Consider the following 25,052-nt stretch of genomic DNA (forward strand, 5'->3'; position numbering starts at 1 on the left):
GAATGATTTTGATATAGGATCAGAAAGACTTTTGAAAAGTCATTGTTATTAAAATCAATTATAATAAATTGATATGCAAGGGAGTAAATAGACTTATAGGAAGTAGGCTAAGGAATGAAATTAAATAATGAAAAAGATGGTGTTGTGTTTGCAGTACTTTCTTATGTAATGTGGGGTGTTACTCCAATTTATTGGAAACTCACTGAACATATATCTTCAGGAGAGATTTTAGCACAGCGAGTTTTTTGGTCTTTTATTTTTATGCTCGTACTTTTGTTTCTTTTAAAGAAATGGAATATATACGTTGAATTCATAAAAGGAATTGTTAAGAAGCCCAAATTGTTTTGGTCGCTTTTTCTCGCTTCTCTACTGATTAGTTCAAACTGGGGTATCTTTATGTGGGCAGTAATCGAAGGGAGGATCGTTGAAGCGAGTCTTGGTCAATTCATAAATCCCCTAACAAGTATGCTAATAGGTGTAATTGCGTTAAAAGAAAGATTGAATGTTTCTCAAATTGTTGCTTTCGTGTTAGCGGCAATTGGAGTATTAATACTAACGTTCCATTATGGAGTGGTTCCATGGATTTCGCTTAGTCTGGCTCTCACCTTTGGATTTTATGGTTTAGCAAAGAAACTAATTAAATCTGATTCAACAGTTGGATTAGCTCTTGAAACAATGGTGATTTCCCCTATTGCGTTAGTATTTATGACATACTTGATGTTTCAATCTCAAATACAATTTTTCGATTCTATTTCAACAAGTTTACTATTAATGGGGAGTGGCATCGTAACTGTTCTACCGTTATTATTCTTTACTATGAGTGCTCAAAAGGTAACACTATCTTTGCTTGGAATTCTTCAATATATTTCGCCAACAATAGTACTGTTAGTTGGGGTTTTTCTTTATAACGAAACGTTATCAAAAGCACATTTAATTGCATTTATCTTTATTTGGTCAGCTCTTGCCATTTATACTTTTTCTTCGGTAACAAAGAGAGGACAAAAGAGTAAATACCATATAAAGAAAAAAATCGAAGCTTAACAAGATTACTAATAAGCGGCGATGTTGTAAAAGGCATTACTTTTCTGTTTTTATGTAAAAGAGATTGCGAATAATTGTACTTAAATTAATCTACTAGTATCGCTCCGAATAGGTCTTTCTCTATGCAAAGCTGCACGAAGTAAAATCAAAGAAGTATTTCATGAGGTGATTGAAGTCAGTAGCTTCGCCGATGGTAGTTTGGGGCTTCCCAGTGAGACAAGGAAGTTACTAGGTAAATTAAAGAGGCTGGGACAAAACCCACCTCTGAAATGAAAAAGCCGGTGAAATTTTACGACGAGTAAAATTTCACCGGCTTTGATTATTTTTGTAATAAAATAAGGACAACTTCTGATAAAATTAAGTTACCAAGCCAAATCTAATCAGAAGGAAGTGTCCTTATGTTTAAAAATTATAACATGAATCAATTAGTTTTGCCTTTAGATTTAGAAGTGAAATTACAAAATAACGATATTGCCTTTCATATACACATTAACGATTTATATAATTCCTCCTCTATCATTTTGACTTCAAATAAGGGCCCAAGTGAATGGGGAGAACTTCTCGGTGATCCGGCAATTACAACTGCAATATTGGATAGAATTATTCATCGTGCCGAAATAATCCAGTTCACCGATGATAGTTATCGAATGAAACACCGAACTTCCATTTTTAAGGGATGAAATGTTCAAAATAAATCAGCGAAAAGTGTTCATTTCTACTTGACGGTCACAGCTCTTCAATTCTTTTATTAAATCTTCTACCTCAATCATATTTTTTATATCGTTTTTCAACACATGATTTAGAAGAGCAGTTCCTGTTTTTATTTCCGGCATTGTATATCCATATTGCTGATGATGTACTTGAAGCTTTAGTCCCATAAAACTATATCTTATAAGACCTATAAAAAAAACTATCGCTCCAAAGGAGACAATCCAATAATTATAGCGCCAAAAATCTTCAATGTTCATACTTCGTAAAATATAATTAGTAATTAATGCGAAAGTAATTGTCGGAATAAACGCTAAATTAACAAAAAACCGTTGACGTTTTTTTGACGGATGCTGTTCCCTAAAATACGCATATAAAAGTAACACTATGCCGCATATAATATAAGGTGTCACCCACCAGCTAGCAACAACATACGGAATAATCAGATTAGGGTATATTGGAAAAAACATACCCATAACAAATATCGGTGAAAGGAGAATTATTTTCGATAACTTTTTCCAAGATTTGTTTAATCGGTCAGAATATACAATAGAAAAAACAAGGAATCCGTATGGAGTAACATAATGCGAAACGAAAGATAATAAATGCTCAATGAACGATAACGTACCATCTATATAATTCCAACCTATATTCTCAACCATTCTTACTTTTACATTTTCTTCGATAACTACAGACAGTCCTCCGGCACCACCAGCAAAAGCTGTCACACTAGCCCAACGATTTGAATCTCGTTTTGAATCAAATACTATTAATAATAAGCCTACTCCCCACAAAAGAAAAAATAAAAACAACATCGTTTATTCACTTCCATTAGTAATACAATTTTCAATGAATTCAAGCGTATCTTTAGCAATTTGCTTACGATTAAAGATAATTCCAGCATGTCCACAAGCATAAAGAAGACGCCGTGGCTTCCCCCAACCATTCCAAAGATTACTTGCATCTTGTTTTCTAACATACTGATCATATATCCCACTAATCAGTAATATTTTTTCTTTTGGTATCATTGGTTGTGCCTCATCTGCACGAAGAATTGACCAACATCGTTGTAATTGGTGATACGTAAAATTATGCTTTTGTAAGTCTTGTTTAATATATTTTCCAATAGGTGTATGCCAAATTTCATAAGAAAGATTATTTGCGTACATAACAGATACTAGCACATCAATCTCTTTTTCATATAAACTTATTAGGTTAGAAATATAGCCTCCTAGACTAACACCAATAAGTACTACTTTTCCACCTTTATCTTGTTTTAACCACTGAATTAACGCTCTAATCTCTACAACAGCTTGTCTAATAGCGGTTATTGTTCTGCAAATATTTGCACTTATCATATACTCTCCGCTGTATAGACTACTAGTTGCCCGATCAAAATGATATGGAAGATTCGGGAAATAGACGTTATATCCTTTTTTTTGCATCTCTTTCAAGTAGATTAACTTAAATTTTTTCAAACAGTCTGAACGCCAGCCATGTACAATAATGACATGAACAGGTTCACGGCCATTTTGACTTAAATAGCAAATACCCTTTGCCATATCATTATCCGTATCTCCAGAGTAAATAGGACTGTTATAATTATAAGAACCTGACAGATCATATTTTTGATCCTTTAATTCAAACGATATATTAGGTATTTTATTTAATTGATAAAAGGAGCGTCGATTTTGATTGGATGTAAAAGAGCGCAAATCAAAATCATTACGGAATTGCGTATGCATACTTTTGTTATAATGAAAGAAATGCAAGCCAATTTTATCAATGAGCACACTTAACCATTTATTCATGTAGGAACTCCTCGCAGCTAAATCGTTTTGTCAATTTCGACTAACTTTTGTTTAATTAAATGATTTCATAATTACCAAGACAAAGCCATATAAATCTATACCTATGTAAGAACAGTTAAACGTAACTAGATATAGGACCTTAGTGTCAAGAATACTATATTATGAAATTCATTATATTATAAAGTCTAAAAGTAAGTGTCTATTTCATAAGTAAGATAAAAGTTGAGTATAATTAGCTATTACCCTTAGACTGGTATTAGTAACTTATTTTCTTTTCGAACCAATAACAATATTTCATTAGTATGAAGCTCGAAAATATAAAGTAATGTATCATATTCCTAATATAATATTTTAACTAATAAAATTGTTAATTTCTACATTTTTTTCATATAATTTCATTATTTCGCGTTTATTCTACATCCAGTCATAAATCAAACTAAAGACTATTAAGTTTCATTTCAATTTCTTCCTCTCTTTACATGACCCTCATCTCATTAAACATTTCATGATTTGGCTTAACTAAAAAAATATTCCCAAAGAGCTTTTGTATCAATTGTATTATTTACTGAAAAAAGTTTTTCAATAGCGTTATCTTTATTACCTTATAACAATTACTCCACTTTCATTATGTCGATTAATTTTCGTGAAGCGCAAGGCGCCAAGGTCACGAGCGAAAAACTCTGAAGTGACCGAGCTCGTAGGCTGCTTGCGCTAGACAGTTTCCAAGTTAGAAATTTATAAATTCCGATACTGTAAGAAACACTATTTTCATAGTCTCTCAATAATTTTTATTATTGTCACTTACCCCAAAATATGTTATTTTAGAAAAGTTGTTGAACTTTAACACATTAACGCTTTTAATTATATTAGTAGTCCTAGTATATCTAAAGAGGGATTCGTACACGAGATTGAGAGGAGAATTTGAATGTCATCAAAAGAAACATCAAATACGTCAGTACCAAGGGAACAATGGGGGTCTAGATTTGGTTTTCTATTAGCTGCAGCTGGGTCAGCAGTTGGACTAGGGAATATTTGGAGATTCCCCTTTGTCGTTGGTGAAGGCGGTGGTGCCGCTTTCGTATTATTGTATTTAGGTTTTGTGTTACTTATTGGATTACCATTAATGATCGGCGAAATTAGTATTGGACGTAAAGGTCGAGCTAATGCTATGGATAGCTATAAAATAATACAACCCAATTCAAAATGGTACATAAATGGTTTTATTGGTGTGATTATTAACTTTATGATTTTAGCATTTTATTCAGTTGTGGCTGGCTGGGCCTTTTATTATTTTATTTTAGCACTTACCGGACAGTTAATTGCTAGTGATAAAGACTTCGAAAGTTCTTTTAGTAGTTTTATATCTGATCCGATAATGCCTATTGTCTGGCAAACAATCTTAATGACGGTTGTTGTCTTAATTGTCCTAAGAGGAGTTAAAAAAGGGATTGAAAAGTGGAACAACATTCTCATGCCTACACTTTTTGTCCTACTCCTTATGTTGTTATTCAAAAGTCTTACACTAGAAAATGCTAGAGAAGGAATACTATTTTTCTTAAAACCAAATTTTTCAGCCATCAATTCTGGCATTATATTAGCAGCATTAGGCCAAGCTTTCTTTAGTTTAAGCGTAGCAACAGGAATGTATGTAACTTATGGTAGTTATAAACGAAATGAAAGCAGTATTACGCGCAATGGCGGTGGGATCGTTTTGTTAGACGTTCTTGTTGCAATTATGGCCGGATTGATTATTTTCCCTGCAGTTTTTCACTTTGGAATTGATCCAGGAAGAGGACCTGATCTAGCCTTTATTACATTCCCAACTATTTTCAGAGATATGCAATTTGGAACTTTGTTTGCTGGACTTTTCTTCTTCTTTGTTTTTGTCGCCGCATTAACTTCTGCAATTTCGTTATTAGAAGTTGTTGTTGCGTTTGTTAAAGAAAGATTTAAACTTTCTCGAAAAGCAGCAGCACCTATTACTGGGGCGGTTATTACCTTAATTGGAGGATTCTGTGCCTTATCATTTGGTCCCTTATCACATATCAAGGTATTTGATCGCACTATCTTTGGACTGTTTGACTTTATAGCCGCAGAAGTATTACTACCTTTTTCTGGACTTATTTTAAGTATCTTTATAGGGTGGATTTGGAAGCCGATCGGTGTTAAACAAGAAGTTGAAAAAGAGGGAAATTCATTCCCCCTCTTTAAAGTATGGAGCTTCTTAATTCGCTTTGTCGTTCCTATTGTAATCTTAATCATTCTTATAGATTCATTAGGTATCATCTAATATTTTTTGAAAACCCCACCCAAAGAAAATTGAGGGCACTGAAAAAGTGAATGTTTTTGAAAAACGAATGCTTGTAGGAGGGCCAAAAATGTCTCCCTAACTCTCAAACGAGCCTTAGAAGCGATTCTAGAGGCTCGTTTTTGAATATTATTTTTCAGATAAAATAAATTGGATTTTTTCAGCAGTCTCAAGAAAATTTGGTGGGGTTTTCTAGTTGATGTGTCAAAAGTATCTAACCATTTAACAAAAAGTAATAAAGCTGAACTTCAATCAGTGGAGGGTTCCTTCATCCCCACTGATTGTTAGTGTAACTTATACCACAGGCATAAGAATAGCTTTCATCAACTTTCTCTGATGAAAGCTATTTTTTATCGGACCTTTAGAGTCAGTTAATACCCCACCTAAACTTTTCGATTTTCTAAGTTTTGAGGTGGGGATCTTACTGCCCCTATGAGTGTGAAAAATTAATGCATGCCTTTCCATTTCCCATCGTTTTTCGAAGCCTTTTCTTTTTTTGCTTTTTCTTTGTGCGCTCGATTAGCAGCTGCACTACCAAATTCTTTTGAGAATTCTGCATCAGTTTTACTTGCGTCAAAACCTCTTTTATTTTTTTGCTCTGCGTCAGTTTTACCATTGCGTTTTGCCATATGTATCCCCCCTTTTTTTTATTATGATAATAACAAAAAAAATTATACGTTATGGCTGGAGTGCAAAAGCATCTCTTATCGAAAAATGATATTATGTCAAAAAAATGGTCACGTATAATAGAGATTTCCTTCAAACTATCGTGTTTTGCTTGCTGGTCACTCTATCAAATTAAGGGGCGTAACCCTTAACTTGATAGAGTGGATGAAATAAAAAAACATTCAGAGTAAATTTCTCTGAATGTTTTTTATTATGCGTATTTTGGGCCATCTTCATCAATTTGTTTAATTTCAATACACTTTAGGTATTGTTTAGTAATATTAATATCTGAGTGCCCAGCTAATTGCGCTACAATTGATATATCTAAACCATTTTGTAACAACTCGTAACAAAACGTATGCCTTAATTTATGAGGATGGACTCCATAATGTTGCAACATATGTTGAACGGTACGCACAGAAATTCTTTTTTGATAGTTTGACAGGAACAAGGCTTCCTCCTTATCATCTCTTGATTTCAAGTATTCTATTAGATGATAAACTAGAGACTTAGGAAGGGGAATTGTTCTCTCGTTATTATCTCTCTTATTTCTAACAACCATTTGTCCAGTTTGATTTTTATTATTTATAGAGATATCTTCTTTATTCAAGTAACAAAGCTCAGATACCCGTATGCCTGTTTTTAACAACGTATATACTATAGCTGTATTACGTTTGTTACTATCAATTTCGATTTTTTGTAATAATTCCTCAATTTCTACTTTAGATAAATATTCCGGAAAGACTTGATTTATATTATTTTGTTGTGTAATATTAATATCCTGAGTAATTTCTATACGATTAATAGATTTGGCAAAAGTGTTAATTGTATTAAAGACTTTCTTTATTGTAGCTAAACTTCTTTGTTCAGTTTCTAGATAAGTTACATAAGCTTGTATATTTTCTTTATTTAAATCTCTAGATGATTTACCATTACTATATAACCAGTCAAGAAATGATTGAAGAACCCCAATATACGTTTTCACTGTATTTTCGGATCTTCCCATTTCATGAAGATAGCTTGCAAAAGAATTAAGAATATCAATTTTTTCAGAATTTTTATTTGTCAATACTATCTCCCCCTTTTTAACAAACTATACTTCAATTATTCGTCTTTGTCAAATTCTGCGCAAATACCATAAATAAAAAAAATATCCCAAAAAATTCAACAAATGTTGAATTTTTTGGGATATTTTCGGCTCTATACTGAATGTTGTTGGAAACGGTATTTATCAAACAACATTTAGTATCAGAGTAGTGTAAATAAACAATTATGAAATTCATTAATGTAAAAATTCATTCTTAAAAATGGCGCACCCTAGAGGATTCGAACCTCCGACCGACGGCTTAGAAGGCCGTTGCTCTATCCAGCTGAGCTAAGGGCGCATGTTCATTTAACTTCCTAAAAAAAAATAAAATTCATATGAGATACTTACGAAACAAACATGCGGGTGAAGGGACTCGAACCCCCACGTCAAAGACACTAGATCCTAAGTCTAGCGCGTCTGCCAATTCCGCCACACCCGCGTATGAAAAGTTATTTTGCTTAGCAAAAAAAACTTGGTGAGCCATGAAGGATTCGAACCTTCGACCCTCTGATTAAAAGTCAGATGCTCTACCGACTGAGCTAATGGCTCTTTAAATATAAGAGTGCCGGCCAGAGGACTTGAACCCCCAACCTACTGATTACAAGTCAGTTGCTCTACCAATTGAGCTAGGCCGGCATATATAGGTAAGTTATTTTTGCTCCACTTTAGTTACAAAAAAAAATCTGGTGGAGGATGACGGGATCGAACCGCCGACCCCCTGCTTGTAAGGCAGGTGCTCTCCCAGCTGAGCTAATCCTCCGACATAAAATATTTTTATTATCTTATTACATCTAAATCTTTGGTGACCCGTACGGGATTCGAACCCGTGTTACCGCCGTGAAAGGGCGGTGTCTTAACCGCTTGACCAACGGGCCAATATTAAAACCGCGACTGGCGGAGAAGGAGGGATTTGAACCCTCGCGCCGCTTACACGACCTACACCCTTAGCAGGGGCGCCTCTTCAGCCACTTGAGTACTTCTCCTTAATATGGCTCCACAGGTAGGACTCGAACCTACGACCGATCGGTTAACAGCCGATTGCTCTACCACTGAGCTACTGTGGAATAAATCTAGTATGGTGGGCCTAAGTGGACTCGAACCACCGACCTCACGCTTATCAGGCGTGCGCTCTAACCAGCTGAGCTATAGGCCCATTCTTTTGGAGCGGGTGATGAGAATCGAACTCACAACATCAGCTTGGAAGGCTGAGGTTTTACCACTAAACTACACCCGCATTAATAATCAAACGCATGGTCGGGAAGACAGGATTTGAACCTGCGACCCCCTGGTCCCAAACCAGGTGCTCTACCAAGCTGAGCCACTTCCCGTTATTTTATGGCGCGCCCTGAGAGATTCGAACTCCCGACCTTTTGATTCGTAGTCAAACACTCTATCCAGCTGAGCTAAGGGCGCATGTTGTTTATTCGATGATGTTATTCCAAGAAGATTAACGGACGATGTATTGCTCCGTAGATATCCTGTCTCTTCCTCTACTATTTTATGGCGCGCCCTGAGAGATTCGAACTCCCGACCTTTTGATTCGTAGTCAAACACTCTATCCAGCTGAGCTAAGGGCGCATGTTGTTTATTCGATGATGTTATTCCAAGAAGATTAACGGACGATGTATTGCTCCGTAGATATCCTGTCTCTTCCTCTACAAGTACCGCCTTGTAGCAGGCTGCGTCGAGACAACTCGCAGTTGTTTCACAGATGTTACGCTCGTAGCTGAGCTAAGGGCGCATGTTACCTTTTAAATTTTTCTGGTACCGAGGGCCGGACTTGAACCGGCACGATAGTCACCTACCGCAGGATTTTAAGTCCTGTGTGTCTGCCAATTCCACCACCCCGGCAATTTACTAGAGACTTAACAAAAAAAATGGCTGGGCTATCTGGATTCGAACCAGAGAATGACGGAGTCAAAGTCCGTTGCCTTACCGCTTGGCTATAGCCCATTATTATAATAATATGGGGCGATCGATGGGAATCGAACCCACGAATGCCGGAGCCACAATCCGGTGCGTTAACCACTTCGCCACGACCGCCATAGTTTTGTAAAGTAAGGACATTCAAAAATAAATCTTACCACTGTTCTAGCGTTAAATTATTCACCTGTAAAAACTAAATGGTGGAGGGGGACGGATTCGAACCGCCGAACCCTAAGGAGCGGATTTACAGTCCGCCGCGTTTAGCCACTTCGCTACCCCTCCAAAATATTAAAATGGTTGGTTATTAATGGCGGACCCGACCGGGATCGAACCGGCGATCTCCTGCGTGACAGGCAGGCATGTTAACCGCTACACCACGGGTCCTTATTTAATATGGCGGAGGAAGAGGGATTCGAACCCCCGCGCGGTTTAACCCGCCTGTCGGTTTTCAAGACCGATCCCTTCAGCCGGACTTGGGTATTCCTCCGTATCATATCAAAACAATTAAGTTGGTAGCGGCAGAGGGGATCGAACCCCCGACCTCACGGGTATGAACCGTACGCTCTAGCCAGCTGAGCTACGCCGCCAAAAAATAAATAGGTAAGTTATTTTTGCTCCACTTCGTTTCACAAAAAAACTTTGGTGGAGCCTAGCGGGATCGAACCGCTGACCTCCTGCGTGCAAGGCAGGCGCTCTCCCAGCTGAGCTAAGGCCCCATAAATATAATCTAGCAACGTCCTACTCTTGCAAGGGGAAGCCCCCAACTACCATCAGCGCAAAAGAGCTTAACGATCGTGTTCGGCATGGGAACGAGTGTGACCTCTTCGCTATCGTTACTAAATTTACTGACTTCAATCACATCGTGAAATACTTCTATGAATTGACTACATGCAGCTTAGCATCGAGGAAGCCCACTACGAAGCGGCGCTTGTAGACGCAGACGCACGGTCTAAATTCAGATCAGTAAACTATTAAAATGAAAGATTATTCTCTCAAAACTGAAACACAGCGTCAGCGTTACTTCTACTCTAAAGCAAAAGTATCGACTAGAGTATTACTCCATAGAAAGGAGGTGATCCAGCCGCACCTTCCGATACGGCTACCTTGTTACGACTTCACCCCAATCATCTGTCCCACCTTAGGCGGCTGGCTCCAAAAGGTTACCCCACCGACTTCGGGTGTTACAAACTCTCGTGGTGTGACGGGCGGTGTGTACAAGGCCCGGGAACGTATTCACCGCGGCATGCTGATCCGCGATTACTAGCAATTCCGGCTTCATGTAGGCGAGGCGAGTTGCAGCCTACAATCCACGAAGTTTCGATTACAGGGCTGTTACCTTGTTTCGCGGACCTTTCCAGATCGCTTCGTCTACTTCGTTTCTTTGTAACTCCGTATAGAGTGTCCTACAACCCCAAGGGGCAAGCCCCTTGGTTTGGGCTGTTACCGTTTCGCTCGCCGCTACTCAGGTAATCGAATATTTCTTTCTCTTCCTCTGGGTACTTAGATGTTTCAGTTCCCCAGGTCTGCCTTCTCANACCCTATGTATTCAGATATGGATACCANCCCATTACGGATGGTGGGTTCCCCCATTCGGAAATCCCCGGATCAAAGTTTACTTACAACTCCCCGAGGGATATCGCTGTTCGTCGCGTCCTTCGTCGGCTCCTAGTGCCAAGGCATTCACCGTGCGCCCTTTCTAACTTAACCTAATTTTTTTGCGATAAGCTTCGCATTTCTTCGTCAGCTTCCTTCGGTAATCATCCTCATGTGCCTTTAAGCACACTCCGGTGATTTCCTCAGTTGCTTCCTCGAACTACTCGCTTCTCTCAAAAAAATACCTGTTTTTTCAAAAGGATTTTTCGTCGAATTGAATTCTTGACTANGTGCGCCCTTTCTAACTTAACCTAATTTTTTTGCGATAAGCTTCGCATTTCTTCGTCAGCTTCCTTCGGTAATCATCCTCATGTGCCTTTAAGCACACTCCGGTGATTTCCTCAGTTGCTTCCTCGAACTACTCGCTTCTCTCAAAAAAATACCTGTTTTTTCAAAAGGATTTTTCGTCGAATTGAATTCTTGACTACTCAAGATTTACTCAAAGTCATAATGACTTCCGGTAAAACTTAAATGTATTATTGTTATCTAGTTTTCAAAGAACGAGTCGGCAAATGATAAACTTCGTATTTCTTCGTCAACNGCGCTCCCCAATCGTCCTCATGTACCCTTAAATGTACACTCCGGCGATTGNCTCGCTTGTTTCCTTGAACTACTCGTTTCTAATTTACCTTTGACAATTGATAAGCAGCGAATTTCTTCGTCAGTTCCTTCGTTAATCATCCTCATGTGCCTCTAAGCACACTCCGGTGATTTCCTCAGTCACTTCCTCGAACTTCTTGCTTCTAAATTGTCTTAATTACTTATTAAGAGAGATTATTCTCTCAAAACTGAAACACAGCGTCAGCGTACTTTTCCCTAAGAAAAGCATCGACTAGAGTTTTAACTCCATAGAAAGGAGGTGATCCAGCCGCACCTTCCGATACGGCTACCTTGTTACGACTTCACCCCAATCATCTGTCCCACCTTAGGCGGCTGGCTCCAAAAGGTTACCCCACCGACTTCGGGTGTTACAAACTCTCGTGGTGTGACGGGCGGTGTGTACAAGGCCCGGTACAAGGCCCGGCATTACGGATGGTGGGTTCCCCCATTCGGAAATCCCCGGATCAAAGTTTACTTACAACTCCCCGAGGCATATCGCTGTTCGTCGCGTCCTTCGTCGGCTCCTAGTGCCAAGGCATTCACCGTGCGCCCTTTCTAACTTAACCTAATTTTTTTGCGATAAGCTTCGCATTTCTTCGTCAGCTTCCTTCGGTAATCATCCTCATGTGCCTTTAAGCACACTCCGGTGATTTCCTCAGTTGCTTCCTCGAACTACTCGCTTCTCTCAAAAAAATACCTGTTTTTTCAAAAGGATTTTTCGTCGAATTGAATTCTTGACTACTCAAGATTTACTCAAAGTCATAATGACTTCCGGTAAAACTTAAATGTATTAGTTGTTATCTAGTTTTCAAAGAACGATTCTGCGCCAAAAAGGCGACTTGATAAATATAACACCATTTGATTAATGATGTCAATAACTTCTTTGGTGGAGCCTAGCGGGATCGAACCGCTGACCTCCTGCGTGCAAGGCAGGCGCTCTCCCAGCTGAGCTAAGGCCCCTAAACTTAATTGTATGGTGGGCCTAAGTGGACTCGAACCACCGACCTCACGCTTATCAGGCGTGCGCTCTAACCAGCTGAGCTATAGGCCCATACAGAGTTTTTTGCTTTACCATGAGATCTTTCTCTCAAAAAAGCTACTGACTTTAAAAGCATCATGAGATGCTTCTGTGAATTGACTACATGCAATTTTACGTCGATGAAGCTTATTGCAACTACACTTGTAGACGTAAACGCACGGTCTAAATTCAGATCAGCAAACAATATAATCTGGAAGGTTATTCTTCCAAAACTGAACACAAAAGCACAAGCGGTACTTTTCCCTAAGAAAAGCATCGACTAGAGTTAACTCCATAGAAAGGAGGTGATCCAGCCGCACCTTCCGATACGGCTACCTTGTTACGACTTCACCCCAATCATCTGTCCCACCTTAGGCGGCTGGCTCCAAAAGGTTACCCCACCGACTTCGGGTGTTACAAACTCTCGTGGTGTGACGGGCGGTGTGTACAAGGCCCGGGAACGTATTCACCGCGGCATGCTGATCCGCGATTACTAGCAATTCCGGCTTCATGTAGGCGAGTTGCAGCCTACAATCCGAACTGAGAATGGCTTTATGGGATTGGCTCAACCTCGCGGTCTCGCAGCCCTTTGTACCATCCATTGTAGCACGTGTGTAGCCCAGGTCATAAGGGGCATGATGATTTGACGTCATCCCCACCTTCCTCCGGTTTGTCACCGGCAGTCACCTTAGAGTGCCCAACTAAATGCTGGCAACTAAGATCAAGGGTTGCGCTCGTTGCGGGACTTAACCCAACATCTCACGACACGAGCTGACGACAACCATGCACCACCTGTCACTTATGTCCCCGAAGGGAAATCCCTATCTCTAGGGAGGTCATAAGGATGTCAAGACCTGGTAAGGTTCTTCGCGTTGCTTCGAATTAAACCACATGCTCCACTGCTTGTGCGGGCCCCCGTCAATTCCTTTGAGTTTCAACCTTGCGGTCGTACTCCCCAGGCGGAGTGCTTAATGTGTTAACTTCGGCACTAAGGGCATCGAAACCCCTAACACCTAGCACTCATCGTTTACGGCGTGGACTACCAGGGTATCTAATCCTGTTTGCTCCCCACGCTTTCGCGCCTCAGCGTCAGTTACAGACCAGAGAGTCGCCTTCGCCACTGGTGTTCCTCCATATATCTACGCATTTCACCGCTACACATGGAATTCCACTCTCCTCTTCTGCACTCAAGTCTCCCAGTTTCCAATGACCCTCCCCGGTTGAGCCGGGGGCTTTCACATCAGACTTAAGAGACCGCCTGCGCGCGCTTTACGCCCAATAATTCCGGACAACGCTTGCCACCTACGTATTACCGCGGCTGCTGGCACGTAGTTAGCCGTGGCTTTCTCGTTAGGTACCGTCAAGGTACCGCCCTATTTGAACGGTACTTGTTCTTCCCTAACAACAGAGCTTTACGACCCGAAGGCCTTCATCGCTCACGCGGCGTTGCTCCGTCAGACTTTCGTCCATTGCGGAAGATTCCCTACTGCTGCCTCCCGTAGGAGTCTGGGCCGTGTCTCAGTCCCAGTGTGGCCGATCACCCTCTCAGGTCGGCTACGCATCGTCGCCTTGGTAAGCCGTTACCTTACCAACTAGCTAATGCGACGCGGGCCCATCCTGTAGTGTTAGGTAAACCCAACTTTCACTTGTTCGGTCCCTATCCGTCGCGGGCGTAGGAAATTTGAGAGGAGCTGTCCTTAGTACGAGAGGACCGGGATGGACATACCGCTGGTGTACCAGTTGTTCCGCCAGGAGCATAGCTGGGTAGCTACGTATGGAAGGGATAAGTGCTGAAAGCATCTAAGCATGAAGCCCCCCTCAAGATGAGATTTCCCTTGGAGTTAATCCAGTAAGACCCCTTAGAGATGATGAGGTTGATAGGTCTCGGGTGGAAGCATGGTGACATGTGGAGCTGAGAGATACTAATCGGTCGAGGACTTATCCTAAAATAAGAATTGAATTCACACTCAAGAACCTTAAATGTATGTTATCTAGTTTTGAAAGAATGATTTCTTTCAAAAAAAATATAAACTGACAAGAATTTAGATAATCTGCTCCTGCGTCTACTAGTGAATGCTTCGAAGTAAGCTTCCTCGTCGCAAATCAGCATGTAGCAAATTCTAAGAAGCATCTCATGATGTAATTGAAGTCAGTAGATTTAGTGACGATAGCGAAGAGGTCACACTCGTTCCCATGCCGAACACGATCGTTAAGCTCTTTTGCGCCGATGGTAGTTAGGGGCTTCCCCTTGTGAGAGTAGGACGTTGCTAGGTAAAATGAAGAACACATTCCATAGGGATGTGTTCTTTTTTTTAGGTAAGAAAGTATAAAATTTCTAACTTGGAGACTGTCTAGCTCCAGGCGCCATCGGCTCGATCATTTCAGTCAAGTTTCTGACTTCACTGACTTCCTGGATTGCTTCTTTGTTGGTGCTTCATGCTACTTTTGCTCCTGTGATTCCTCGTCTGACAACACTGCTTCGAGGAAGCCTACTTCGATGCAGTGTTGTCAGACGCAGAAGCACATAGATTGCGGTCAAAGAGCAGACCGCTACTTGCCGACCTTCCAGTGTTTGTCGCCGATAGGCGGGCGCCTTGCGCTTTTCTTACAGTATCAGAATTTATAAGTAGATCCTATTTTATTTAATAATAATAATTGAGTAATGATTGCTAAAAGTGGTAATTCTAATAGCGGGCCAATTACTAGTGTTAATGCTATTAATGGTTGGTCGGGAAATGCCGTCATGGCAATTGCTAAAGCGATTGGTGAATTTCTAGCTAAAGTAGTGAGGCTTAAACTAGCTCTATCCCTGTAAGAAAAGTTCATTAAGTGTCCAATCTTCTGGCTAATGATTAAATTTATTACAAAAAACAAGAGAATTGGAATTGTCATCTTCCACATAAGTCCTAAGTTATCTAGTAATAACTGTCCTTGTGAAGCAAACATTGCAGTAATCGCAAGACTTAGGAAAATTAACGGTAGCAGACTTATATTTGAAAAAAGTTTTTCTTTAAGTTCATTTTTATTTTTTAATAGAAACTTTGTTAATAGAGCCAGTATGAAGGGTATAATTAAAACAAATAAAATGCTTTCTACTAGAAATGTTAGTTCAATTGTTCCAGTTGTTCCACCAAAGATTAATAAATAAAATGGTAGTAAAATAATTTGTATCAGTAGATTTAATGGCAAAATTGCTGCGGATATGGCAACATTTCCTTTGGCTATACTTGTAAAGATTAAGTACCAGTCTGTACAAGGTGTAACCATTAACATAATAAACCCAATATACAGAGCCGGATTGTCATATAAAAAAAGGAATCCCAGAAGTCCAGCTAAAACTGGTGTCCATAAAAAATTTATCATGACAGCTGTATATGTAAACTTTATATTTTTAAAAGCTTTTTTATTTTTTTCAATTGGGATTTGTAAAAATGTTATATAAAGCATAGTTATTAACAAAGGTACGATTAAGCTATCTGCGTTTGTCTGAATAAAACTAACTTGTCCTATACTTATCCCAATAATAACGGCAAACAAAATAATAAAAGAATATAACTTGTCAATTAAACTCATAAAGTCACACCTCATGGTAAATAATTTAAAAATGAACGAATTCGATTAAACTGAAAAACTAACTACCATTTTATCACAGATTTACAGAACTTTTTAATATATTAATAAAGAGTAAGTTAAATGTACATAGTTAGCTATTTCGAAAATCAAAAATATTAAAGTAATAATTTGCTTTCTAGCATGGCGCTATGTTATTGGCGATCTCTAGTGTGATTTCTTACAATTAATCATCCTCTATGGGAGTATGTTAAAAAATATTTTTCCGAATCATACGATTATGAACCATATATAATATTTTTTTGCATCCCAATAGTAATGCTTGCTTATTTAGAAAAAGAACTAACTAAAAGAAACAAAAATAGAGTATTTTGATTGTTTTTTGTAACTCAATGTACTTTGCTAGAGTGGGTAAGTATCAAATCAAATTAGTTCATTTTAAACACTTTTATGAATGGGATATTGATTTCTAAATGACAAAAAGTTATCAATAATTGCAAATGGTCTGGTTATTAACTCAATCAAAATCAAGATCTGCGAATTTTTCTGGAGTATAAGACCGACCTACTAGCATTTCTTGCACTCTTCGGAGCCCATTCAGGAGAAGAGCCATTTTAAAATTTTTTTCTTTTGTCTCATATGATAGGCCCAAATCTCTGGTACTTGTTCTTGAACATTGAATTCAGAAGGAGTTTTATTTTGATATAAATAAAATCAATTTCCGTCATGGGACCAACTGGCTTCCAAATTATATTGGCTTTGTTGGTAACTTGTTTTTCTTGATTTAGTATTTTACTTTTTAAATATAAAGTTTTTTTTGGAATAGTTCGAAATTTTCATTTTGTACTAAAGAAAAGAGTAATTAAATATTATGTTAGTATAAAATGAAAAAAGGAGTGTTTAGATGGTTAAGAGGCTAATTGGGATCTTTATGTTGTTAGCGCTACTATCGTCATGTGGGAATGGTGTAGAAGAAGAGAAATATTATTTCTATGCAGAATCAGAGCACTGGAAAGCTGTAATGAATCTTACACTACCGCCACCGCCGGAACAGAACTTTACCATTAATCTAGATTTCATGTATATGGGGCCTGAGGCTAACATTAAACCAAAGATTATGTATCATCACATATTAGAGTGGTATAGTCATAAACCGACTGTAGTTTCGGATACTGATTTTATACCAACATTAGAAAATCCATATCAGCTAACTCTATATGATACTAGGGTTATTGGGGGATATAATATTGGACAAAAGTGGGTAACACAAATTAATTGGTACGATAGCGGTAGAGTAATGGTAGAAGACTTAGTTTTTGAAGAAAAAAAGTAGTTTACAAGTGGAAATAAAAAGAAGTTCAGCCAATTCAAAAGGATTAGTTGTATACGAAAATATATGCTTATTGACTAATGTATATATTCTTTTAAACAACTAAGTTTGATTAGGGAAAATTACTATTGTACTCCCAAAAAAGGAGGAATTTCAATGAAAATGTTATTATTTCTGGTTCATTTGTTAATTATCTCTTCTTTATTTTTGTTAGGTATTATCAACTTATTTATGTTTCAAAATGGATTTTTAGGTGTATTATCTATCCTCACTGGTTTGTTAATGATTGTTTTGTTGAAAAATGCAACTGATGATCGTGAGATATTTGGGAGGTAAATTTAAGTAGAGAAGTATCGATGGTAAGGAGCGTTTAAAAACAACAGGCCTTCCTTGGGATGGTGTAAAAAACACTAACAATGGTAAAAAGTCACAAACATGTATTTAAAAAATGAAAAACGCTTGGATGTGTTGTTCAATGTTGTTCCAAGTGTTTGAAACCAGAATAGTTGCCTTTTTCTTTTTTGTTTTATATACCTTTCGTGCTTTTATGGAGTGGAAGTTTGAACGAGCAAAAAATGAATACATCATCACTATATTTACACTTTGTATAGTATTTTTATTTTTATCTATTGCATCATTTATTGTAGACATTTTTGAGGAATCGATAAGGTCGGAAATAAAAAGTATAACGAGGAAATGAAAAAAGTAAAAACGACGAAGTTTTAGCTTCATCTCAGCCTTAAGGGACATAATGTTCTAACTGAAACCGAAAAGCTTTCTTCAGAGATCACCACCCTCTAAAGGTCCGCTAAAATAAATATTTCAATCAATGACTTGGAAAAAGAGCCTCATTTGATTGAATGTCCAATTTTATCACGTTAGGAGGTGAGACAGATGATGGATTTATCTTGGACTAATATGTTAATTATCGTATTATGTGCAATTTTTATTGGAGTTTCTAAAACAGGGTTACCAACTCTAGGGATCCTAGTAGTAGCAACAATGGCTACCATCTTTCCTGCTAGAGAATCTATCGGGATTGTATTACCGATGTTAATTACGGCAGATATTATAGCAGTTACATATTATCGTAGAAGTGTGAACTGGCGTACGTTGTTTTCGTTAATACCATGGGTTCTTGGTGGTATTTTATTAGGTTATGCGCTATTATTTACAATTGTAGAAAGTAGGCCGATAGAAATTATCTTAGGCGTTATTGTTTTGACATTAATAGTTGTTCAGTTTATTAGGGAGCGATGGGGAGCAAAGTGGATGGACGATATGCCAGAATCGAAGGCTTTTATAGTAGTGATGGGTCCCCTCGCTGGATTTACAACTATGGTCGGAAATGCTGCGGGTCCAATTATGGCGGTATTTCTAATCGCTATTTCACTACCAAAGAAAGAGTTTATTGGAACAGGTGCTTGGTTTTTTCTATCTGTGAATCTTATCAAATTGCCTATGTATGGGCAGCTTGGCCTTATTAATGGAGAAACGCTTCTTTTTAATGCGTGGCTTATTGTACCTATTCTTATCGGTACGTATTTAGGTATCAAATTTTTACCGAAGGTGCCTCAGAAACACTTTAATGTTATAATTTTAATTTTAGCGGCAGTTGGTGGAATAAGGTTATTACTTGCTTAAAAATTTTCACTATTTTCCGAAGAAACAATGAGCTGAACTCAAATTTGTTCAGCTCATATCCATACTCTGATTAATATGGATCGAAAAGCTTTATCTAAATTATCAGATTGATAAGTCTTTAAAGGAACGTAATTCTTGTCTGTTTTACAAGAATACTCAAAAGTTAAAGGAATTAAACTTAATTTATAATTATAAAGCGAGAATAGTAGACATATCTCATTGGAAGTTTAATCATAATCAGCATTGATAATTATTATCAATATCACTATGTGTTTAACAACGAAAGAAGGAGTAATAAATCTAAATAAGTATTTTATAATGTGAAAGATATAGAAAAAGGCGATGAGAAAACCCATCGCCTTTTAAATTAGGTAACCAGAAAACTCTTTAGTTAGAATCTCCCTAGCTTCAGCGTCTATGCTTTTGTGAAAGTAAAATACTTTCATGCTGGTTTGTGCGTTTTAAAACGCATGTATGTTTTCTTATTATTTTATTTTCTTCAATAAATAAAGTAAATAAGGTGCACCTATAAGTGCTACAACCAAGCCTGAAGGAACTTCTTTTGGTGCTAACAGAACACGACCAATAAAGTCAGCTAAAGTTAATAAAAAGCCACCTAATAACATACTGATAATCATTAACGGTAAATGAGAATAGCCAACAAGTCTTCTCGCAGTATGGGGAGCTAAAAGACCGATAAACCCGATGGTCCCTACAATAGAAACAGCTGCAGTTGTTAAAGCTACGCCTATAATTAGAGCAATCACCCTTGTCTTTGGTACAGCTAATCCATGACTTGTAGCAACATCATCCCCAAAAGCTAAAGCATTTAATGATCGAGTGAGATAGATAGCGATTGGGACAAGAATGATAAACAAAATGAGAGCAATGGAAACATCATTCCACCCTTTAGCATACGTACTTCCAGATAACCAAACGAGAGCAGCAGCGACAACTAATTTTGATTTAACAACTAAAATTTGAATGATCGCTGATCCAAATGCAGAAACAGAAATCCCCATTAAAGCTACTAATATTGGCTGAAACCCATTTTTCCAAGAAGTGATAAAAATAATTGAGATCGCAACAGTCGCACCTAAAATGGCACCAATAGTCAGCCAACTAACGGAAAGCGACGGAAACAGAACGAGGAAAATCATTGCACCTGCCCCAGAAAGGGAAGTGATACCTAGGACGCTCGCATCTGCTAACGGATTTCTAAGCACTCCTTGAAACAATACACCACTTATCGCCAATATCATTCCGATAATAAAAGCAGTTAACGTTCTAGGAATACGAAAGTTCCAAATGATCGTCGAATTCCACTCGGAAATAGGGGTCCACGTTGTTCCGTTAAATGAAAATGATAGATACAAAACAATGACTATACATAAGATCGTAACTGGCAAAAGCCATGTGAGTGAGAGTGGATTTTTTGTTCCACCAAGACTTCTCTCACCTCTTTTTTGCTTTTTAGCTGTTCGATAAGCTAAAAACATAAGCCAAGGGCCACCGATTAATGCTGTCATAGCACCAACTGGAATTTCCTGCCCAGGTTGGATCAGGCGGGCAACGACATCTGCTGAAATTAAGATGACACTTCCCCATAAGAAGGAATGGATAATCAGCGGCCTATGACCTTTTATACCGATTAGTCGAACGATATGGGGGGCGATTAACCCGATAAATCCTATCACGCCAACAACTTCTTGATAAACATCTACCAGGTAGCTTTCTTCCTGAAGCACCTTGCGTGTGTAAGCTAGAAAGAAAAATTCAGGCGGATTGAGAGAAATTGTCGCTAGTATGGCATAAATTACATGGGACAAGGGGACAGGTGAGACCACTGAAAAAGTCACCTTTTTTAGCCAACTTTCAACTTGATTTCCCTACGGTAGCTAAATTTATTCAAGACTATAAATATAAGAAACAAAAATGGGGAATTAACAGCGTTTAAAGAGGATAGTAACCTTGCTATCCTCTTTAAATTAACTGCTAATGCAGTTAATTTTGCTTGTGTAGCCATGCTTTTTAGACCGTAACCCCCCGTTTTTTCCTTCTTGGGAAGCTCGTTTCTTATACTGCTGCTTGAATTCTTCTGACTTTTGTTGTTGGCTGTATTCGTAGAATTCAGGGGTATTAATTCCAACTTCAAAGACTTTTCCTACCGCTTTTCCTGTGATACACGTATCTCTTACGAGAAAATTTCTACACGTTTCTTTCTCAAAATACTAACGGTAGTATTCTCTATGTTTCGTCTTTTTACGAAGTAAAAGCAACGAAGAAAAGCCAATATTCGAATTAGAAATTCCGCCATATGGATAGGATAGACAAAAGGAGCCCAATTTGGACTCCTTTTGTATTTGTATATTCTTTCAGTAAGTCAACATTTCCAATGTCCGATGCTTGATTTCAAAGTGTCTGTTTTTGAGGAAAGTTTCTGTTTCTCTCAAAAAGATTTTTTAGGGAATTAGGAGTCACTATGCCGCTGTCAAGATGACTAAGGTGCATGCGGATTTAAGTGTATTTATCTTACATACAAAAAAGTTAACTGTTTTCGTTTACCAAATATCGCTATAACAAAAACAATGGTTGCTAAAAAGAAAGCGGAATAGGCGACAAGAGGGGCGTTACTTAAATTTTGAACGCCTATTCCTATAAAAGCCCATACGAAAACAAGTGGATAAACGATGTCATTTTCTTTGATCCGAAAAACAATAGCTAAAATAGTAGCAACAATAAGCATACAATTGTCCAGACAACTTCAGAAATACCAAAACCAACCCAACCAATTTCGACTAGAACATAACTAATATTAGCGATTGTTGCCACACTTATCCATCCTAGATAAACAGAGAATGGTAACAAATCAGAAAAATTATGCTCGACAGATTTGATCCGAATATACAAAATAATTAAAGTTACTAATAAAGCAATCACTACAAAAACAGATAATATGAAATATTCATAATGCCATAAAAATAACCAGAAACTATTAAAAACAGCTTAAAATAAATAAAGGTGTTCCAACAATATAGATAGGTAGATATCTCCTTGATCTAGGAAGTTGTCGAAGCACCCAAATAGTCACTGAAACATAAATCGATCCCCAAATACTAAATACGTATCCGGCTGGTGTAAATATTACGTCTAATCGAATGGCAATCTCAGAAGTTGTTTGCCCGTTAAATGGGGGAGCATTCGCTAGATAGTTAATCAAAATGACAAAAATTAAGGAAAATAAATTGAGAAAAAATCGTCCATGTATACACCTCTTTCCCTTTGTTTTTAGGATAATACTTATTCATAAATGTTAGACAAGATAACTATAATAGTTTATCGGGTTATTCTTGCATCTAGAGGATTGCCAGAAATGATAAGTGTTATTATTTTGTGGGATAATAATAGTTGAATAGGGACAATTGGAAGGGGATGGGTACTATGGATATGGATGAAAAAGTTTTAATTGTAGAAGGAACAAGTGACCGTAAGCGTGTAAAGCAAGTACTTAATGAGCCAGTGGAAATAATTTGTACATATGGGACATTAAGTGATGAGAAACTAGAAACATTAATTTTACCGATAGAAGACAAAGATGTTTATATCCTTGTAGATGCTGATGATGCTGGGGAAAGCTTGAGAAAACAATTAAAAAGTGAACTCCCTAATGCTACTCATTTATATACACAAAAAGGGTACGGCCAAGTTGAAACAACACCAATGGATTATCTTACAGAAGTGTTACGAGGACATTTCCTTGTGAAACAATGTTAATTTTAAGTTAAAACTAAACTCTAAAAGATATTCGCATAATTATGTGGATGTCTTTTTTATAGTATCAGAAATTATAGATTTCTAACTTGGAAACTGTCTAGCTCCAGGCGCCATCGGCTCGATCACTTCAGTCAAGCAACGGACTTCAATAACTACTTGAATAACGTCTCTGAATAGCTTCATGCAGCAATGCTTCATGCAGCAATGCTTCGAGGAAGCCTACTTCGAAGCATTGCTGTCAGACGCAGAAGCACATAGATTGCGGTCAAAGAGCAGACCGCTACTTGCCGACCCTCCAGTGTTTGTCGTCGATAGGCGGGGCGCCTTGCGCTTTTCTTGCGTTAATTGGACTCTGTTTGTCCCAAAGTCTTTAACTGTATAAATATGTTAATTTATGTTTATATTAAAACTAAAAAAAGAATAGGAAATTGTAAATGTATCTACTTTTAGTTGTGGTTGTTTATTTGATTTTTGCAAAAATATTTATTGACTGGAAAAGGTGGAAGGAGTTTTATCCAACCGTTCAGTTTTATATTATTTGTAATTTGTCCTATAATTTTATATTTTACAATCATACTCTATGGGTCTATAAAGCCGTTACCCTTGACTGGTTAAATCATACCCTAATTGATTTAACCTTTACTTTTCTAATTGTACCAGTAGTAATTATGATTTTTCTTCAATATTATCCTAAAGGAAAAAAGCAAATTTTGTACATATTCGTTTGGGTTGTCTATTTTTCCTCAATTGAATGGCTTTTTGTTAAGAAAGGTTTGTTTATCTTTGCTAATGGATGGAATATTTGGTGGTCCGTAATTTTTAACATCATTACTTTTATTATCGTAAGAATCCATTATAGAAATATCAAGCTTGCTTTTGCAGTAGCAATTCCTATTATCGCTATATTGTTACTGTTTTTCCATCCTTCCATTAATGATCTGAAGTAGAAGGTGACCAATGTCAACAATTATTTTTATTATTTTTTTATTAAGTATTTACCTTTTTATGGCTATCTATTTACTTTTTCTTAAAAAGAAATAGTGATTTTTTTGTTAGAGCAGCATATAGTAATAAAGTTTTTGTTCAGATCATGTTTTATAGAGGAGAATTACGATGTTCAAGTATAGTTCACATGAATTTTACAATGTAATTACAGCGACCATATATTCATTTGATAACCATGATCCTGGAGAAATTTCATAGTCGATGAGGGGCGAAAAAAATGAGCTATAAAAGTGTAATTGAGTTAAATGAATTAAAAGTATTAAAAACAGAGTTAACAAGGTTTATGATGTCTTATAAATTTGCGCTAGATGAATTAAATACTAAAATAGATATTTTAAGACAAGAATTTCAGTATATACATGATTATAATCCTATAGAGCATGTGAAATCTAGAGTGAAGTCACCCGAAAGTATTTTAAAAAAAGTATATCGAAAAGGATATGATCTCTCATTATCTTCAATAAAAGAAAACATACGAGATATTGCAGGTATTCGTATCACTTGTTCCTTCATATCTGATATCTACGAGTTAAGTGAATTGTTACAAAAGCAAAAAGATTTACGGTTAATTGATTATAAAGATTATATAAATAATCCAAAGCAAAATGGATATCAAAGTTTGCATCTTATCTTGGAAGTTCCAATTTTCATGTCAGATAGAGTAGAGCATATATGTGTTGAAGTTCAAATTAGAACAATTGCGATGGACTTTTGGGCAAGTTTGGAGCACAAAATTTATTATAATTATAATAAAGAAGTTCCTCAAAAATTGGTAAATGATTTAAAAGATACTGCTAATTCAACTGCACAATTAGATAAGAAAATGGAAAGTATCCATAAAGAGATGAATAAATTAAAAGAAGCGGTAAGTTTTGAGGGTAATATATAGGTGTTTTGATAAATAATGAACG

At 37.4% G+C, this 25,052-nt stretch carries 15 protein-coding genes, 23 tRNA genes, 2 rRNA genes, 2 pseudogenes and 2 other annotated features; of the genes and pseudogenes, 11 read left to right on the forward strand and 31 right to left on the reverse strand.

The features are described 5' to 3' along the window. Positions 1-114: 114 nt before the first annotated feature. Together rarD and BKP37_RS01445 are read left to right on the forward strand one after the other, a co-directional pair. The gene (rarD, locus tag BKP37_RS01440) at positions 115-1,041 is read left to right on the forward strand and encodes an EamA family transporter RarD (protein WP_071307950.1); all 927 of its coding nucleotides are present in this window, start codon (positions 115-117) and stop codon (positions 1,039-1,041) included. A 476-nt stretch (positions 1,042-1,517) separates the two neighbouring features. Continuing rightward, positions 1,518-1,721, forward strand: a pseudogene (locus tag BKP37_RS01445) (ATP-binding protein); the annotation flags it as partial. Between the two features lie 15 nt (positions 1,722-1,736). Here the strand turns inward: BKP37_RS01445 and BKP37_RS01450 are convergent. After that, positions 1,737-2,564 (reverse strand): hypothetical protein, encoded by an 828-nt coding sequence (locus tag BKP37_RS01450; protein ID WP_071307952.1) that lies wholly within the window; start codon positions 2,562-2,564, stop codon positions 1,737-1,739. Between the two features lie 3 nt (positions 2,565-2,567). Continuing rightward, the gene (locus BKP37_RS01455) at positions 2,568-3,560 is read right to left on the reverse strand and encodes an alpha/beta hydrolase (RefSeq protein ID WP_071307953.1); all 993 of its coding nucleotides are present in this window, start codon (positions 3,558-3,560) and stop codon (positions 2,568-2,570) included. 925 nt (positions 3,561-4,485) lie between these two features. Here BKP37_RS01455 and BKP37_RS01460 point away from each other — a divergent pair. Continuing rightward, positions 4,486-5,850, forward strand: a complete 1,365-nt coding sequence (locus tag BKP37_RS01460; protein ID WP_071307954.1) for a sodium-dependent transporter — start codon at positions 4,486-4,488, stop codon at positions 5,848-5,850. Between the two features lie 464 nt (positions 5,851-6,314). Here the strand turns inward: BKP37_RS01460 and BKP37_RS01465 are convergent, their stop codons facing one another. The 26 genes from BKP37_RS01465 to BKP37_RS01590 all read right to left on the reverse strand — a co-directional run bounded on the left by BKP37_RS01465 (position 6,315) and on the right by BKP37_RS01590 (position 12,851). After that, entirely contained in the window at positions 6,315-6,497 is a 183-nt protein-coding gene (locus BKP37_RS01465) for a hypothetical protein (RefSeq protein ID WP_071307955.1), read from the reverse strand. A gap of 248 nt (positions 6,498-6,745) precedes the next feature. After that, entirely contained in the window at positions 6,746-7,603 is an 858-nt protein-coding gene (locus BKP37_RS01470; RefSeq protein ID WP_084034493.1) for a tyrosine-type recombinase/integrase, read from the reverse strand. Positions 7,604-7,842: 239 nt separating this feature from the next. Further along, positions 7,843-7,919, reverse strand: a tRNA-Arg gene (locus BKP37_RS01475). A 60-nt stretch (positions 7,920-7,979) separates the two neighbouring features. Further along, positions 7,980-8,060, reverse strand: a tRNA-Leu gene (locus tag BKP37_RS01480). A gap of 34 nt (positions 8,061-8,094) precedes the next feature. Beyond that, a tRNA-Lys gene (locus BKP37_RS01485) sits at positions 8,095-8,170 on the reverse strand. A gap of 14 nt (positions 8,171-8,184) precedes the next feature. Further along, positions 8,185-8,257 (reverse strand) — tRNA-Thr (locus BKP37_RS01490). 48 nt (positions 8,258-8,305) lie between these two features. After that, a tRNA-Val gene (locus tag BKP37_RS01495) sits at positions 8,306-8,381 on the reverse strand. A gap of 40 nt (positions 8,382-8,421) precedes the next feature. Beyond that, positions 8,422-8,496: transfer RNA gene (locus tag BKP37_RS01500), tRNA-Glu, on the reverse strand. 17 nt (positions 8,497-8,513) lie between these two features. Then, positions 8,514-8,604: transfer RNA gene (locus BKP37_RS01505), tRNA-Ser, on the reverse strand. Between the two features lie 6 nt (positions 8,605-8,610). Continuing rightward, positions 8,611-8,685: transfer RNA gene (locus BKP37_RS01510), tRNA-Asn, on the reverse strand. Positions 8,686-8,697: 12 nt separating this feature from the next. Continuing rightward, a tRNA-Ile gene (locus BKP37_RS01515) sits at positions 8,698-8,774 on the reverse strand. A 7-nt stretch (positions 8,775-8,781) separates the two neighbouring features. Beyond that, positions 8,782-8,855: transfer RNA gene (locus BKP37_RS01520), tRNA-Gly, on the reverse strand. 17 nt (positions 8,856-8,872) lie between these two features. After that, positions 8,873-8,949: transfer RNA gene (locus BKP37_RS01525), tRNA-Pro, on the reverse strand. Between the two features lie 8 nt (positions 8,950-8,957). Beyond that, positions 8,958-9,034, reverse strand: a tRNA-Arg gene (locus BKP37_RS01530). An 88-nt stretch (positions 9,035-9,122) separates the two neighbouring features. Further along, a tRNA-Arg gene (locus tag BKP37_RS01535) sits at positions 9,123-9,199 on the reverse strand. Between the two features lie 184 nt (positions 9,200-9,383). Further along, positions 9,384-9,472, reverse strand: a tRNA-Leu gene (locus tag BKP37_RS01540). Between the two features lie 27 nt (positions 9,473-9,499). Continuing rightward, positions 9,500-9,574, reverse strand: a tRNA-Gln gene (locus BKP37_RS01545). Between the two features lie 14 nt (positions 9,575-9,588). After that, a tRNA-His gene (locus BKP37_RS01550) sits at positions 9,589-9,664 on the reverse strand. 81 nt (positions 9,665-9,745) lie between these two features. Next, positions 9,746-9,829, reverse strand: a tRNA-Tyr gene (locus BKP37_RS01555). A gap of 26 nt (positions 9,830-9,855) precedes the next feature. Beyond that, positions 9,856-9,931 (reverse strand) — tRNA-Asp (locus tag BKP37_RS01560). A 10-nt stretch (positions 9,932-9,941) separates the two neighbouring features. Beyond that, a tRNA-Ser gene (locus tag BKP37_RS01565) sits at positions 9,942-10,034 on the reverse strand. A gap of 23 nt (positions 10,035-10,057) precedes the next feature. Then, positions 10,058-10,134: transfer RNA gene (locus BKP37_RS01570), tRNA-Met, on the reverse strand. A gap of 53 nt (positions 10,135-10,187) precedes the next feature. Next, a tRNA-Ala gene (locus BKP37_RS01575) sits at positions 10,188-10,263 on the reverse strand. A 9-nt stretch (positions 10,264-10,272) separates the two neighbouring features. Continuing rightward, a 5S ribosomal RNA gene (gene rrf / locus BKP37_RS01580) occupies positions 10,273-10,388 on the reverse strand. Between the two features lie 237 nt (positions 10,389-10,625). Continuing rightward, positions 10,626-11,220 (reverse strand) — a sequence feature (most likely nonfunctional fraction of RNA operon). Positions 11,221-12,684: 1,464 nt separating this feature from the next. Next, positions 12,685-12,760: transfer RNA gene (locus tag BKP37_RS01585), tRNA-Ala, on the reverse strand. Positions 12,761-12,774: 14 nt separating this feature from the next. Next, positions 12,775-12,851 (reverse strand) — tRNA-Ile (locus BKP37_RS01590). A 265-nt stretch (positions 12,852-13,116) separates the two neighbouring features. Continuing rightward, positions 13,117-14,752, reverse strand: a sequence feature (most likely nonfunctional fraction of RNA operon). A 223-nt stretch (positions 14,753-14,975) separates the two neighbouring features. Here BKP37_RS01590 and rrf (BKP37_RS01600) point away from each other — a divergent pair. Next, a 5S ribosomal RNA gene (gene rrf, locus BKP37_RS01600) occupies positions 14,976-15,091 on the forward strand. A 340-nt stretch (positions 15,092-15,431) separates the two neighbouring features. Here the strand turns inward: rrf (BKP37_RS01600) and BKP37_RS01605 are convergent. Continuing rightward, positions 15,432-16,391 (reverse strand): arsenic resistance protein, encoded by a 960-nt coding sequence (locus BKP37_RS01605; protein WP_071307956.1) that lies wholly within the window; start codon positions 16,389-16,391, stop codon positions 15,432-15,434. A gap of 901 nt (positions 16,392-17,292) precedes the next feature. Between BKP37_RS01605 and BKP37_RS01610 the strand changes: the two genes are divergently transcribed. From BKP37_RS01610 to BKP37_RS01625, 4 genes are all read left to right on the forward strand, one after another. Further along, positions 17,293-17,721: a hypothetical protein gene (locus BKP37_RS01610; RefSeq protein WP_071307957.1), complete on the forward strand. Its 429-nt coding sequence runs from the start codon at positions 17,293-17,295 to the stop codon at positions 17,719-17,721. 153 nt (positions 17,722-17,874) lie between these two features. Beyond that, positions 17,875-18,054, forward strand: a complete 180-nt coding sequence (locus BKP37_RS01615; RefSeq protein WP_071307958.1) for a hypothetical protein — start codon at positions 17,875-17,877, stop codon at positions 18,052-18,054. A 139-nt stretch (positions 18,055-18,193) separates the two neighbouring features. Beyond that, positions 18,194-18,418, forward strand: a complete 225-nt coding sequence (locus BKP37_RS20890; protein ID WP_071307959.1) for a DUF4181 domain-containing protein — start codon at positions 18,194-18,196, stop codon at positions 18,416-18,418. Between the two features lie 194 nt (positions 18,419-18,612). Beyond that, positions 18,613-19,362 (forward strand): sulfite exporter TauE/SafE family protein, encoded by a 750-nt coding sequence (locus BKP37_RS01625; protein ID WP_071307960.1) that lies wholly within the window; start codon positions 18,613-18,615, stop codon positions 19,360-19,362. 485 nt (positions 19,363-19,847) lie between these two features. Here the strand turns inward: BKP37_RS01625 and BKP37_RS01630 are convergent, their stop codons facing one another. Then, positions 19,848-21,209, reverse strand: a complete 1,362-nt coding sequence (locus tag BKP37_RS01630; RefSeq protein ID WP_071307961.1) for an iron ABC transporter permease — start codon at positions 21,207-21,209, stop codon at positions 19,848-19,850. Between the two features lie 17 nt (positions 21,210-21,226). Then, a pseudogene (locus BKP37_RS20345) lies at positions 21,227-21,626 on the reverse strand (hypothetical protein); the annotation flags it as partial. Positions 21,627-22,803: 1,177 nt separating this feature from the next. Between BKP37_RS20345 and BKP37_RS01645 the strand changes: the two are divergent. The 3 genes from BKP37_RS01645 (at position 22,804) to BKP37_RS01655 (ending at position 25,030) form a co-directional block, all read left to right on the forward strand. Beyond that, positions 22,804-23,136: a toprim domain-containing protein gene (locus tag BKP37_RS01645; RefSeq protein WP_071307963.1), complete on the forward strand. Its 333-nt coding sequence runs from the start codon at positions 22,804-22,806 to the stop codon at positions 23,134-23,136. A 434-nt stretch (positions 23,137-23,570) separates the two neighbouring features. Next, positions 23,571-24,083 (forward strand): CBO0543 family protein, encoded by a 513-nt coding sequence (locus BKP37_RS01650; protein ID WP_071307964.1) that lies wholly within the window; start codon positions 23,571-23,573, stop codon positions 24,081-24,083. Positions 24,084-24,358: 275 nt separating this feature from the next. Then, entirely contained in the window at positions 24,359-25,030 is a 672-nt protein-coding gene (locus BKP37_RS01655; RefSeq protein WP_169823057.1) for a GTP pyrophosphokinase, read from the forward strand. Positions 25,031-25,052 lie beyond the last annotated feature (22 nt).

The sequence above is a fragment of the Anaerobacillus alkalilacustris genome, from assembly GCF_001866005.1.
Lineage (GTDB): Bacteria > Bacillota > Bacilli > Bacillales > Anaerobacillaceae > Anaerobacillus > Anaerobacillus alkalilacustris.